The sequence below is a fragment of the Streptomyces sp. NBC_01410 genome, assembly GCF_045040195.1.
Taxonomy (GTDB): domain Bacteria; phylum Actinomycetota; class Actinomycetes; order Streptomycetales; family Streptomycetaceae; genus Streptomyces.
Map to the genome: position 1 here is coordinate 6,493,881 of NZ_CP109530.1, position 12,176 is coordinate 6,506,056.

12 protein-coding genes and 1 pseudogene are annotated in these 12,176 nt (G+C 70.3%); 7 read left to right on the plus strand and 6 right to left on the minus strand.

The genetic code is table 11. The annotated features are described in order from the left end of the window. Nucleotides 1-76 precede the first annotated feature (76 nt). The 6 genes from OG741_RS29865 to OG741_RS29890 all read right to left on the minus strand — a co-directional run bounded on the left by OG741_RS29865 (nt 77) and on the right by OG741_RS29890 (nt 6,566). Nucleotides 77-1,045 carry an RNA polymerase sigma factor gene (locus OG741_RS29865; protein ID WP_405603023.1) on the minus strand — a complete coding sequence of 323 codons (969 nt, stop codon included), beginning with the start codon at nt 1,043-1,045 and terminating at the stop codon, nt 77-79. A gap of 192 nt (nt 1,046-1,237) precedes the next feature. After that, nucleotides 1,238-1,801, minus strand: coding sequence for a hypothetical protein (locus OG741_RS29870; protein WP_405603024.1), 564 nt, complete (start codon nt 1,799-1,801; stop codon nt 1,238-1,240). A gap of 53 nt (nt 1,802-1,854) precedes the next feature. Further along, nucleotides 1,855-2,523, minus strand: a complete 669-nt coding sequence (locus OG741_RS29875) for a hypothetical protein (RefSeq protein ID WP_405603025.1) — start codon at nt 2,521-2,523, stop codon at nt 1,855-1,857. After that, nucleotides 2,520-2,900, minus strand: coding sequence for a hypothetical protein (locus OG741_RS29880; RefSeq protein ID WP_405603026.1), 381 nt, complete (start codon nt 2,898-2,900; stop codon nt 2,520-2,522). The genes OG741_RS29875 and OG741_RS29880 overlap by 4 nt, the downstream gene beginning before the upstream one ends. Beyond that, on the minus strand, nt 2,897-5,494 hold the full coding sequence (locus OG741_RS29885; RefSeq protein ID WP_405603027.1) for a tetratricopeptide repeat protein: 2,598 nt from the start codon (nt 5,492-5,494) through the stop codon (nt 2,897-2,899). The genes OG741_RS29880 and OG741_RS29885 overlap by 4 nt, the downstream gene beginning before the upstream one ends. Before the next feature lie 502 nt (nt 5,495-5,996). Next, nucleotides 5,997-6,566 (minus strand): PadR family transcriptional regulator, encoded by a 570-nt coding sequence (locus tag OG741_RS29890; RefSeq protein ID WP_405603028.1) that lies wholly within the window; start codon nt 6,564-6,566, stop codon nt 5,997-5,999. Nucleotides 6,567-6,673: 107 nt separating this feature from the next. Here OG741_RS29890 and OG741_RS29895 point away from each other — a divergent pair, with 107 nt between their 5' ends. From OG741_RS29895 to mmuM, 7 genes and pseudogenes are all read left to right on the plus strand, one after another. Continuing rightward, nucleotides 6,674-7,105, plus strand: coding sequence for a nuclear transport factor 2 family protein (locus tag OG741_RS29895; protein WP_328667491.1), 432 nt, complete (start codon nt 6,674-6,676; stop codon nt 7,103-7,105). A gap of 109 nt (nt 7,106-7,214) precedes the next feature. After that, nucleotides 7,215-7,613 (plus strand): cell division protein SepF, encoded by a 399-nt coding sequence (locus tag OG741_RS29900; protein WP_405603029.1) that lies wholly within the window; start codon nt 7,215-7,217, stop codon nt 7,611-7,613. 56 nt (nt 7,614-7,669) lie between these two features. Then, complete coding sequence (locus tag OG741_RS29905; RefSeq protein WP_405603030.1) at nt 7,670-8,866, plus strand: ATP-binding protein; 1,197 nt, start codon at nt 7,670-7,672, stop codon at nt 8,864-8,866. After that, entirely contained in the window at nt 8,863-9,198 is a 336-nt protein-coding gene (locus OG741_RS29910; protein WP_405603031.1) for a nucleotide pyrophosphohydrolase, read from the plus strand. Before OG741_RS29905 ends, OG741_RS29910 begins: the two co-directional genes overlap by 4 nt. Before the next feature lie 181 nt (nt 9,199-9,379). Beyond that, nucleotides 9,380-9,874, plus strand: a pseudogene (locus tag OG741_RS29915) (DUF6099 family protein); the annotation flags it as partial. Between the two features lie 378 nt (nt 9,875-10,252). Beyond that, nucleotides 10,253-11,176, plus strand: a complete 924-nt coding sequence (locus OG741_RS29920; protein WP_405603032.1) for an LLM class F420-dependent oxidoreductase — start codon at nt 10,253-10,255, stop codon at nt 11,174-11,176. A gap of 5 nt (nt 11,177-11,181) precedes the next feature. Next, nucleotides 11,182-12,105: a homocysteine S-methyltransferase gene (gene mmuM / locus OG741_RS29925; RefSeq protein WP_405603033.1), complete on the plus strand. Its 924-nt coding sequence runs from the start codon at nt 11,182-11,184 to the stop codon at nt 12,103-12,105. The last annotated feature ends 71 nt before the right edge of the window (nt 12,106-12,176 follow it).

Below are 12,176 nucleotides of genomic sequence, written 5' to 3' on the forward strand. Positions count from 1 at the left end.
GTATCCGGCAGGTGTCAACGACACCGACAGGACGCTGGAGACAGAAGGAAGTTCGACCCGAATCGCGTGATGGCCGTCACACAGGAAGGAGTGGGCTGGTGGCCCGCAACGGCCTGGGGTGGAACAGGCGCAGCCGGTGCACGCGGCCGGCGTCGTCCAGGGGCATGAGCCAGGCCACCTCGGGCGGGCAGTGCTCGGGGTTGTCGGCGGGATTGAGGATGTCCATCTCCCAGATGACGAGCGACCGCCCGGCCACGGCATGAACGAGGCGCTGCCGTACACCGGCCTCGACGTCACTGTCCATGGAGCGCACCAACCGGCTCCAGCCGCCCACCGGATCGTTCCCCCTGAGCAGGGCGACCTCGGGGGACCAGCGCTCTGTGAGCAGCCTGCCGAAGTGTCCGCTCTCGGCGGCGGCCAGTGTCTCGCGCGCTTCGACCCGGCTGGCGCGCGTGCGCTGCGCGGTGTCGCCGTGCGGGGCGTCCGCCGTGGCGGCGAGGGCGGTCGCCAGCTTGGATCGTCCCTGGCTGAGTCGGCTGCGGACCGTACCGACCGGGACGCCGCAGGCGACGGCTATCTGCTCGTAGGACGTGACGTGGGTGCTGAAGTGACGCAGCACCAGGGGCAGCCGCAGTGCGGGGGAAAGCTCTTCCATGGCCTCCCAGATCCAGTCCCGCATCGCGTGGTGCTCCAGCCACCGCTCCGGACCGGCGTTCGTGGCGGGCACGTGCAGATCGTCGAGCGGCTGGAAGGGAACGGAGCCCCGCACCAGGGAGCGGCTGGCGTTGCGCACGATCATCCGCAGCCATGGGCCCACGGCCGCCGGGTCGCGGACGTCGCCCACCCGGCGGAGGGCGGTCACCGCCGCGTCCTGGACCACGTCGTCGACGTCGGGACCCGGCCCCAGAATGCTCACCGCCACGGCGCGCATACCCGCCCGGTGTCGTTCCAGCAGCAGCGCCAGGGCAGCGACGTCACCCGCCTGCGCGGCACGCGTGAGCACCGCGTCCTCGAGGCGTACGGCTTCGCCTGCGTTCTGGCTCATGGGGTCCTCTTCCGGTCTCCCGTCGTGCGTGTGACGGTACTGCGCGCGGCACAGTGACGTCAGGGCCTGCCCGGGTGCGCGGTGTCGCCGGAAGCTGAACCGACCGCACCTGCCATGTGGAGACACCCCCGAGGGCCGTCGCGTGCAGGGCCTCCCCGCCGGGCGGTTGTGCTCAGCTCTGGTGCAGGCGATTCAGGGACCTGAGAGCCCGACGCCCTTCGCGTGGTGCTTGAGCCGTTTGTGGTCGGGGTCGCGGTCGGTCTCGATCGTGAACCTTCCCTCCTCCCGGTAGTACCGCCGGGCCTCGAAGTCGAAGAGCATCACATCCTCGGCGGTCATCGGTCGTTCGGACGTCGTCCTGTCCCAGAACATCCGCGCTCCTTTGGGGAACACCTCCGTCTCCGAGGTCACCTTGACCACCAGGCCGCCCTTCATGGTGAGGCAGTACGCGTACAACTCACTCTGGTCCTCGTCCGCCTGGTTCCCCTGTCCGCGCTCCTTCTTGTGCCAGGACCGGGTCTGCAATACCCAGAAGCCGTCGGTCTCGGTCCGTGGGACGTCGACGGTGTAGGTTTCCTGCCGCGTGAACAGGCCGAACGGCCCACTCCTGACCTGGCGGATTCGCTCCGACCGTTCGACGACCTGCCGGGTCCCGCGCGGCGCCCGGGTCTCCCGGGCCACCTTTTCCGCGTAGCGCCGCAGCCGGTTCCAGTCCAGCTCGCTTCGTTCGTAGGCGGTTCTGCTCGGTCTGCTCACGGTGCTTCCTTTCCCTCCTGCCCGGGCGACCGGCCACGCCGGGCGGCATGTGTTCACGGCGGGCAGGAGTCGACGACCGCCAGGGACACGACCTCGGCGGCCGGCACCCGGCGAGGGGTGGTGGACTTGTCCGTGAGGATGGTGAAGGCCTTCGCCCCGACAGTCAGTTCGCCGCAGAGGACAGCTCTGGGCGTCACGACGAGCACCCGGGGCCGCGAGTCCTGATCCCCGGTCGAGGAGTCGCGGGGGAGCCACCAGGACGTCAGCGTCATGGCGACGACCACGGGCAGGGAGACCAGCAGCGCGATCCTGGCCCTGCGGACGTCGGACCAACTCTTCGCCGCGGCAGCGGCCTTGTACCGGGCCAGAGACCCGTGACGGTTGCGCATCCGGTCCCGGTCGACCGGCCCCGAACCACCCACCGCGGAAGCGCGCGACGCGGCCCACAGACCGCAGAGCGCCACGGCGAAGCCGAATCCCAGGACCGCGGTCACGACACCGCGCCACACAGGGCTCAGTTCGGCCATCCTGCCGGGGCCGCCCAGCATGAGCCCGGCGGCCATGACGGTGACGAGCAGTCCCAGCCCGGTTCGCCACTGCTCCGCGCTGGTGCGGGCCCGGTTGAGCGAGTCCTCCGCGTACTCCCGCCATTCCGCGTCCTCCGCGAGCTCGTGCTCGCTCGGTGGAGAGGACGGCTTCCGGTATCGCGCCGGGGGAGTCATGTGATGTCGTCCCGGAGCACTTCGAGGGCGAACGTGATGCCGCAGCCGGTTTTGACGTCTGTGGGTCTGTTGCCGTGCGTGAGCTCGCAGTTGCATGTGACATTGACGCGGGTGTAGGGGTCCGGGGCCCCCGTGGCGGCGTCACCGAGCACGCCCGATTCACCGGCGGCGGTCAGGGTCTCCTCGCCCGAGATGTCCCCCCAGCAGCGGGGGCAGGCGCCGCTGATGAGAACCCGTGTGACCCCGCCCGAGCTCTCCACGACCGCGCTCAGCACCGGGTCCTCCCCGATGCACATGTCGTAGGCGGCGTCCGTCCATTTGTATGCCAGTGGATCATCGAGCTCATACCTCAGGGCACGGTGTTCGCGGGCAGTCACTGTTGACCTCCGGGCTGCTGATGCGTGCCGATGGGAATGAGAGGAGCCCAGTCGTGAACGGGACGTGACCGTACGCCTCGTCCGGCGAGGAGCCGACGGGTGGACTGATGCACCGCCATTGCCATGGTGTTCTCCGGCAAGGCGTGCAGCACCATCTCCGCGTATCGGCTGGCCAACGTGGAGTCTCCGAGTTCTCCGACCGTGGCCAGTACTTCGTCGGAGCCTCCCGCCAGCGCGAGCGTGGCGATGCTGATCGGGTCGCTGGGCGCGCGGCCGGGGTAGGCGCTGCCCCAGCAGGCGATCAGCGCGAGCCGCCGGGGCGGGCGTTGGCCCAGAAGGTCCGCGGGCAGGAGCCACTCGTTCTCGTCGAGTTCGAGATAGTGGCCCGCTCCGGGGAGCGGCCGACCGTGCCCGGCCAGCACCATCAATTCCCGCCCGTCGCAGATGGCGCCGCGGGCTTCGGCTGCCGAGGACAGCCGACGGGGATTCCATCGGCGGTCTCGCTCGAACAGGTCCATTCGATGACGCCGCACGAGCGGGCTGCGCCACACGTCGACATCCAGAGGCGATCGAGGTGATGGCGTGGGGAGCGCCTTGACGTACCGCGTGGCCAGTTGCCGCTGAATGGTCAGCGAGGGGCAGATCACGAAGCGCGCGGCCTCCCCCAGGACGAGGCCGCCCTCCAGCGGAAGCGCGCCCCACGGCACCGCCCACAGTTCACCGGCCGGGACGATCAGCAGATCCTGCGGGCCCGAAGCCGAGAGTGCCGCGATCAGACGTGGTGGGAGCAGTGCGGACAGCGGCCGCAGATCGTCGACCGTCAGTGCCAGACGTTCTGTGGCCCGGTCACCGGACCTGAGTACGGACAGCAGGTCCAGTGTGCTCGGTGTCAGCCGAAAGCTGCCCATGGCGGAGCGGGCCTCCGGGGCGCTCCACGACCAGAGGACCAGATCCTCGTCGACGGGGTCGAGGAGGATCTGGAGCGTATGGCATCCGTCGGGCAGTGCCTCCAGGAGCGCGCCGCCCTCGTCGGCCGGTGGGAGGTACACGGCCGCCAGCAGATCGTCCAGCGACTTGCCCGCCCGGGGCTCGGCTCCCTGCCGGAACTCGAATGCGCCCAGGCGGCGTATCCGGCTCTCCCGACGCTCGTCGCCGACGCGGTCTTCGTCGGAGCGAGCGCTTCTCCGGTGCGCGAGCAGCCTGCGGTCCGCCCTGGCCAGCAGTTCCTGGAGCTGATCCAGTTTGTCGTCGGCCATGGCGGTGCTGTTCGCCTCCAGCAGGCCCGCCAGTCGGCGACCGGCCAGGAAGTCGGCCACCACGGCGAAGGTCTCGGGCGAGTGGTGTTTTTCCGCCGCCGACAGCGATCCCTTGTACACGTCCCGGAAGCGTCGCCGGTACTCCTCCTGGAAGCGTTCCTCCTGGTGGTCGGCTCGGTAGGACTCGACCTCCACGACCGCCTCGCGCCAGGTCCGCAACGCGTCCTCCACCGAGCCGCACTCTTCCTGTGCCTCCGCCAGTTTGCTCATGGCGTTGGACACGCCCAGCAGATCGCCGAGTTCGCGGTACCGCTCCAGGGACCGGGTGAACAGGTCCACGGCCTCCGCCCAGTTCCCCCGGCCTCGTGCGGTCCTGGCCAGGTCCTGCGCTGCGTGCGCCTGCGCACGCGGCAGACCTGCGGACGTGGCGAGTTCCAGGGTTTTGTCGTACTCGTTCGCCGCATCGTCGAACCGGCGGTCGTCCAGGTAGAGGTCACCGCGCAACGAGTGGACGTTGACGAGGCCGTTCGGGTTGCCGTCCTGCTGGAAGGCCGTCAACGCGAGGTCGAGCCACTCCCAGGCTTCGGCGTGCCGTCCCCACCGGTGCATCCAGCCGGCCAACCTCTGTGCCGCGTTCCCCTGGCCCAGGGCGGACCGGACTGCCGAGAACGCGGCGTAGGCTTCCTTGCCGTGCTGTTCCGCCCGGGCCCGTTCGTCGAGCCACTGTGCACATTCGGCGGCACCGAGCAGCGAGTTCCCCCGGTACACGGGGTCGTCGAGGGCGGAGGCGATCCCCGCCGCCTCCTGGAACTGGTCCAGGGCGAGTTCCGCGGAGTGGTTCCACAGGGTCATGTACGCCCAGGGGACCAGCGCCTGCACTCGGCCGAAGCGGTACATCGACTCGTCCGCGACCGCTGTTGCCATCTCGAAGTGCTCGGAGGCGGCTTCGATGTCGTTCTGGTCCATGGCGACTTTGCCGAGCCCGATGTGGGCGTGCACCGTGGGCAGTTGTGGCTTGCTTCCGGTTTCCTCGTCGAGAAGGGCCTGGAACGCGGCCAGCGCCGCGGTGCGAGAGCCCGACCTCACCGCATTGTCGCCTTCGGTCTCCAGGCGTAACTGCCGCACCCAGGCTTCGGGCGTCAGGTCCGGATTCCACGGACCTGACGGGGCCTCGGTGTCCAGCAGCATCCGGTAGCGGCTGCGCAGGGCGATCGGCCCGGGAACCTCGATGTCCCGGACCAGCGCCCGTTTCTGCTCGGCGTCCGGGCTCTGCCACGCGGCCAGGAGCACCTCGCATGCCGGATTCCCGGCGATGTCCGTGACATAGGAATCCCCCATTGGTGCCCCTCTCCCCGAGGGCCGAAGATATCCAGCTCCCGTCGGCCTGGCCACCACGAGAACAGGGGTCACCCTTTCGGGTTAACTCTGGTCGGGATGTTCGATCACTGTGTGGTGGCGCGGCAACGAAAGGCGCCCGTCGAACTCGGTGCCGGCCACCGCACGCCGTCGAAGGCGGGGCTCCGCAGGGTATCCGGGGTCGGCGCGGGCCCCGGACATGTGTCCCCACAGCCAGGGGGCAGCCGAGCAGTGGCGCCAGCATGTCCTCGCCCGCCAGGATCCGCCACGCAGGAACCCGCACCGTCCGGCCCACCGGGCACGCCTTCGCGCCGTAGCCCCCGGACGGCAGCTCCTCCAGGTCGGTGATCCCGCGCCCAGCGAGATACTGCTGGAGCCGGTCGGCGAGTTCCTCGCGGAACCCGGTCACCAAGGTGGCCGCCACCACCGGACCGCCGTCCTCACCCGCGTCCGCCCCCAGTGGCACCGAGCGTCCCGCAAAGACTCACAACTGCACGCGGTCCGGCTGCCGTTCGCGCAGAACGGCCGCGATCCGCAAGCACCAGGCGCGGTTGTCCTCCTCGAAGGCCAGACCGCGCAGACAGGTCAGATACGGCCCGATCCGCTCGCCCCGGCGCAGGAAGTCCTCCTCGTCCATCTCGCCCCGCATCTTCCGAAGAAGCTTGCCGAAGAGCTCGATCTTGGCGGCTGCGACGGACGCGCGCTCTTCGAGCTGTTCGATCACCGGCCCGGTGTCGATGCGGTCGGCGGCCTGGACCTTGACGAGCAGGTCGTCGCGGACGAAGGAGGGCTTGGACGCGGTCGCGGCGAACTGCTCCAGCTCCGCGAGACCTGCGTCGGTGACGGTGAACAGGCGCTTGTTGGGCCGGGTTTCCTGCACCACCTGCCGACCCGTGACCAGTCCGTCCTTCTCCAGCCGGGCCAGCTCGGCGTAGAGCTGCTGGGGCAGGGCGTGCCAGAAGTTCGCGACGCCGACATCGAACGACTTGGCCAGTTGGTAGCCGCTGTGTTCGCCGTCCAGCAGCGCCGCCAGCACGGCATGTCGCAAAGCCATCGCGGCAGCCCCTTCCCTCAGTCTCTGTCCGCATGATACTCAAGAAAGTGACTAGTCAGATTCTTGAGTAATCAGCCCCGGTAAGAATGCGGGCATCAGGAGGAATCATGGAGACTGCCGAACGCTTCCGCGCCGCCGTGGAGAAGCGGGATCTCAGCGCACTGGAAGACCTGTTCACCGAGGACATCCGCTTCTACAGCCCGGTGAAATTCACCCCCTTCGAAGGGCGGCCGATGGTGCTCGGTCTCCTCGGCGTCCTGCTGCGTACCTTCGAGGACTTCCGCTATGTCGGACAGCTCGCCGGCACGGCGCAGACCAGCACGGACGGCGACGAGACCCCCTCGGAGATCCTGATCTTCCGGGCCGTCGTGAACGGCAAGGAGATCCACGGCCTCGATCTCCTGCAGTTCGACGAGGCAGGCCTGATCAAGGAGTTCACCGTGATGGTCCGCCCCCTGTCCGCTGTCGAGGTCATGAGGGACGCGGTCTTCGCGGGCCTGGTCGCCGCCGGTCTCGTCCCCGACCCTGCCGCGGGCTGACCCCGCATCGGGACGCCGACGGCCGCTACGATTCGCGCGCATCGATCCATGGCCGACTCGCCCGTGTCGCTGTTGGGCCGAACGGGTGAGGGGCGCCAGGATGGGGCGCATGAGTAGGTACGAGAGGTACGACGTCACTGACGAGCAGTGGGAGGGCCTGGCCCAGGTCGTCCCACTGCGCAGCCGTAACGAGTGGCCCTCGCGAGTCGACCACCGGACGGTTCCGCAGGACTGCGCGGCGGCCGAGCAGCGTCGTTTCGTCGTGCTGCGGGTCCAGGTCTTCGCCGACGCGCGCGAGGTCGCCGAATACCTCGTCGCGCAGATCCCGGTGCTGCTCGATCTCACCGGCGCCGACACCGAAGTCGCCAAGCGCATCCTGGACTTCAGCAGCGGAGTCGTCTTCGGACTCGGCAGCGGGATGCACCGGGTCGACCGGAACGTCTTCCTCCTTGCGCCGATCGGCACGGAGGTCGAAGGGATCGCGGCGGCCGCAGTCCCCCGTTCGTAGGAAGGTCGTGCAGAGGGAACGGTTCCGCGCGCTGCGCGCTGCGTACCGTCCCGATCATGAACGCGACCTCCCCCACAGGGCCCCCGCTCACGCCAGCGCGCACCCGCCCCGCACACACGCCGCCCACCGGTGCGAACAGCGCCCGCCCCACCGTCACCCAACTGCGGCTCTCCGCCTTCAGGACCCACCGGGGCGCCAGCTTCCCCCTCGGTCCGCTGACGCTCTTCGCGGGCGCCAGCGGCAGCGGCAAATCGAGTGCGCTGCAGGCGTACGAGGCACTGGCACGGCTGGGCGCGGGCGAGGAGCTCGAAAGCGTCTTCCCCGATCCCTCGGCATGTGTGCCGGAGTCGGCCGAGGTCGACGGGCAGGGGCGGCGGGGATTCAGGATCGGCTGCACGGTCGACGGCCCGGCCGGTCCCGTACAGCTCGACCTCGCCGTGCAGGCAGAGCCCGAACTGCGCGTCGTCGGCGAACGGTTGACCAGCGGCGGACAGATCCTGCTGGCCACCGCGCTGCGCGATCCCGGACGGTCCACGGTGCAGGCGGCATGGCACACGGCCGGTGCGGTCGCGGTCACGCGCGCACCGCTCCCGGACGACCGGCTCGGCACGGCGCTGCTGCCGCTGCGCGTGGCCGGCAAGACTCAGGGCCAGTTACAGGTACTGGCGGCCGCCGAGCAGGTCGTCGTAGCGCTGAGGTCGGTCTTCGCCTGCGATCCGCAGCCGCACCGGATGCGCGAGCCGGTCGCGGCGGGCGAGGGACGGCTGCGGCGCGGCTGCGACAACCTCGCCGAGGTGCTGCACCGGACGCGGAGCGAGTGCGCCATCCGGCACGCGAGGCTGGCCGCGGCGGCACGGCTGGGGTGCGCGGGCACCGTGGAGGAGTTGGCCGTGGAGGAGTTGGGCGACGGGACGGTACGGGCGCTGCTGGGACGGGGCGGAGCGCGCGTCGCGACCCCCCTGGGGCGGCTCGGCGAGGGTGAGTTGAGATATCTGGCCCTCGCCCTGGTGCTGCTCACCGGGCCGGGGGTGCTGGCGATGGACCAGGCTGCCGAGGTCCCGGCCGCTTACCAGGCGCTCACGGTGCTCGCGGACGGCTTCGACCGCTGCATGGATCCCCGGCAGGCGCGCCAACTGGTGGCACTGGGCGTGGAGATGGCGGCGAGGGGGCATGTCCGGCTGGTGGGGGCGGTCGCCGACGCGTCGTATGCGCGAGGAGTGGACGGTGTGACGGTGGTAGACCTGGTGACGTGACGAGAGAAGACGACGGACTGGATGTGGCGGGGTTGCAGCGCAGGCTCGCGGAGTTCGCGGCGGCGCGGGGCTGGGAGTCATACCACACCCCGAAGAATCTGGCGGTGGCGCTGAGCGTCGAGGCGTCCGAACTGGTTGAGATCTTCCAGTGGCTCACGCCCGAGCAGTCGGCCCGGGTGATGGACAAGGAGGACTCGGCGCACCGGGTGCGGGACGAGGTCGCCGATGTGCTCGCGTATCTGCTGCAGTTCTGCGAGGTGCTCGGCATCGACGTGCTGGCGGCGCTCTCCAGAAAGATCGACCGGAACGAGATTCGCTTCCCGCCGAAGTGATTCCGGGCGGGTCTCATACCCCGGCAATCAGGGCGTCGTCACTCTATGGAGTTGTCGAGTTATCCACAACGGCCTTGGTGTCCACAGATTTCCGAATTCCCCTGGCGTTCAGGCTCAACCACCTTCACTCTGGGTAATAACTGAGTGGGCAGTAAGTCGTACGAACGGGGGTGGCGTACACATGGACGCGGAGCGGCTCATCGGGCTCAGTCGGCACGCCTTGGCGCAGAGCCGTGAAGTGCCCGACATCGTGGCGGAGGCGTGGCAGGCGCAGGCCCTCGCCCAGGCGATCGGTAGCAGGCTGGCGGCGTACGGACCGCCGGAGTTGAGAGGTGAGGCAAGAGGGCTCAGCGAGATCGGTGGACGCGGGTGCGGGGTGCTCGACCATCCGATGGTGCGCAGCGGTGGGGTCAGAGCCGCGCAGCTGTCCGAAGTGGCTGATGCGCGAAGGACGTTGATCGGGCTGAGTGTGCTGCTGGCGGATGTGGGCATCGCCCTGGTCGGGGTCGCGTGCTCCACCGACGAGGAGGGGCTGTACTGGCAGTGCATCGAGGCGATCGACGCCGCCGACGAGTCGAGCGACCGGGTGCGCGGGATGCTGCGGCGGCTCACGGTGCGGGACGGCGACAGACCTCCCGAAGCGGTCCTGGGCAGAGCGGGTCCGGCGGCCGCACCGGAGGTGCGGGAGGCTCCCGTGGCGTCGAAGGTGCCGAGGGTGTCCGGGGTGCGGGAGCCGTCGGGCCCGCCGGCCCCCTCGCGCGCGCCGGGCTCCCCCGGACGGTCGGGCTTCTCGAGCCCGCCAGGTGCCTCCGGACTTCCGGGCCCGTCCGGTCTTCCGAGCCCGCCGGGACTTCCCGGCTCTTCCGGATCGCCGGACGGCGCGGGCATATCCGTCGACGCGGTGGACGCGGCGGCCGGGTCGGCGTGACGTCGGAGGCGCTGGGCGGGATGGGCAGCGGGCGCCGACGGGCTGAGGACTCTCACCCGACCGGGCCGGTGCGGGTCTGGCCAGGATGGTGGGGTTGACGGCCGTTCGAAGGTGCAGGATGGATGCATGGATCTTCGAATCTTCACCGAGCCCCAGCAAGGGGCGAGCTACGACACCCTGCTGACCGTTGCCAAGGCCACCGAGGACCTCGGATTCGACGCTTTCTTCCGCTCCGACCACTATCTCGCCATGGGGTCCGCCGACGGGCTGCCCGGACCGACCGACGCCTGGATCACCCTGGCCGGGCTGGCCCGGGAGACCAAGCGGATCCGCCTCGGGACGCTGATGACCGCGGGCACGTTCAGGCTGCCGGGCGTGCTGGCCATCCAGGTCGCCCAGGTCGATCAGATGTCGGGCGGCCGGGTCGAGCTGGGTCTCGGCGCGGGCTGGTTCGAGGAGGAGCACAGGGCGTACGGCATTCCCTTCCCCAAGGAGAAGTTCGCGCGGCTGGAGGAGCAGCTGGCGATCGTCACCGGGCTGTGGGACACAGAGACCGGCAAGACGTTCTCGTACGAGGGCCGGCACTACCAGCTCGCCGACTCGCCCGCGCTGCCCAAGCCGGTGCGGGGGAAGGTGCCGGTGCTGATCGGCGGGCACGGGGCGACCCGCACCCCGAGACTGGCCGCGCGGTACGCCGACGAGTTCAACATCCCGTTCGCCTCGATCGAGGACAGCGAGCGGCAGTTCGGCCGGGTCCGCGCCGCCGCTGAGGCGGCCGGGCGTGGCGCGGACGACCTGGTGTATTCCAACGCCCTGGTCGTCTGCGTGGGCAAGGACGACGCAGAGGTGGCGCGCCGCGCCGCCGCCATCGGACGGGAGGTGGAGGAACTGAAGGCGAACGGCCTGGCCGGCTCGCCCGACGAAGTGGTCGACAAGATCGGGCGGTACGGCGCGATCGGTGCGTCCCGGATCTACCTCCAGGTCCTGGACCTCGGCGACCTCGAGCACCTGGAGCTGATCTCGGCCCAGGTCCAGTCCCAGCTGAGCTGATCCCGGTGCGCCCCGCCCGGCCCCTCGCCGCCGCCCTGGCCGAAGGTGTCGTCGTCCTCGACGGCGGCCTCTCCAACCAGCTGGAGGCACAGGGCTGCGATCTGTCCGACGAGCTCTGGTCGGCGCGGCTGCTCGCCGACGATCCCCGCGAGATCGAGACGGCGCACGCGGCCTATGTGCGGGCGGGCGCGCAGGTGCTGATCACCTCCAGCTACCAGGCCACCTTCGAGGGCTTCGAGCGGCGTGGAGTCGTACGGGAGGAGGCCGCGGGGCTGCTCGCCCGCAGTGTTGAACTGGCCCGCACTGCAGGCGAGTTGGTTCCGCACGAGGTGTGGGTCGCGGCATCGGTCGGGCCGTACGGGGCGATGCTGGCGGACGGCAGCGAGTACCGGGGGCGGTACGGGCTGTCCGTGCGGGAGCTGGAGCGTTTCCACCGGCCGAGGATCGAGGCTCTCGTCGCGGCGGGCCCCGATGTGCTCGCGCTGGAGACGGTGCCGGACATGGACGAGGCGGAGGCCCTGCTGAGGGCGGTGGACGCGTACGGGTTGCCGGTCTGGCTCTCGTACACGATCACCGGCGAGCGCACCCGGGCCGGGCAGGAGCTGGCGGCGGCCTTCGCCCTGGCCGCAGGACGCGACCAGGTGATCGCGGTCGGGGTGAACTGCTGCGATCCGCGCGACGCGGACCGCGCGGTGGAGCTGGCGGCGTCGGTCACCGCCAAGCCGGTCGTTGTCTATCCCAACAGCGGGGAGCGGTGGAACACCGAGGAAAGGGGGTGGCGGGGCGCGTCGACATACGACCCGGGCAGGGTGCGGGACTGGCTGGCGTCCGGAGCCCGGCTGGTGGGCGGCTGCTGCCGGGTGGGGCCGGGGCAGATCGCCGAGCTCGCGAGGGCCGTCACGGAGGTCACCGAGGGCGGCGGCCGGTAGGGGACGCGCGGGGGCGGTGCGGGTTGGACAGCGCGCCCCGGGCCCGCCCGCACGCGGCGGGAATTCCCTGG

Coding starts and splice junctions, on each gene's coding strand:
- OG741_RS29865 (WP_405603023.1), bottom strand. CDS start 1,045: ATGAGCCAGAACGCAGGCGAAGCCGTACGCCTCGAGGACGCGGTGCTC.
- OG741_RS29875 (WP_405603025.1), bottom strand. CDS start 2,523: ATGACTCCCCCGGCGCGATACCGGAAGCCGTCCTCTCCACCGAGCGAG.
- OG741_RS29885 (WP_405603027.1), bottom strand. CDS start 5,494: ATGGGGGATTCCTATGTCACGGACATCGCCGGGAATCCGGCATGCGAG.
- OG741_RS29890 (WP_405603028.1), bottom strand. CDS start 6,566: ATGGCTTTGCGACATGCCGTGCTGGCGGCGCTGCTGGACGGCGAACAC.
- OG741_RS29895 (WP_328667491.1), top strand. CDS start 6,674: ATGGAGACTGCCGAACGCTTCCGCGCCGCCGTGGAGAAGCGGGATCTC.
- OG741_RS29900 (WP_405603029.1), top strand. CDS start 7,215: ATGAGTAGGTACGAGAGGTACGACGTCACTGACGAGCAGTGGGAGGGC.
- OG741_RS29905 (WP_405603030.1), top strand. CDS start 7,670: ATGAACGCGACCTCCCCCACAGGGCCCCCGCTCACGCCAGCGCGCACC.
- OG741_RS29920 (WP_405603032.1), top strand. CDS start 10,253: ATGGATCTTCGAATCTTCACCGAGCCCCAGCAAGGGGCGAGCTACGAC.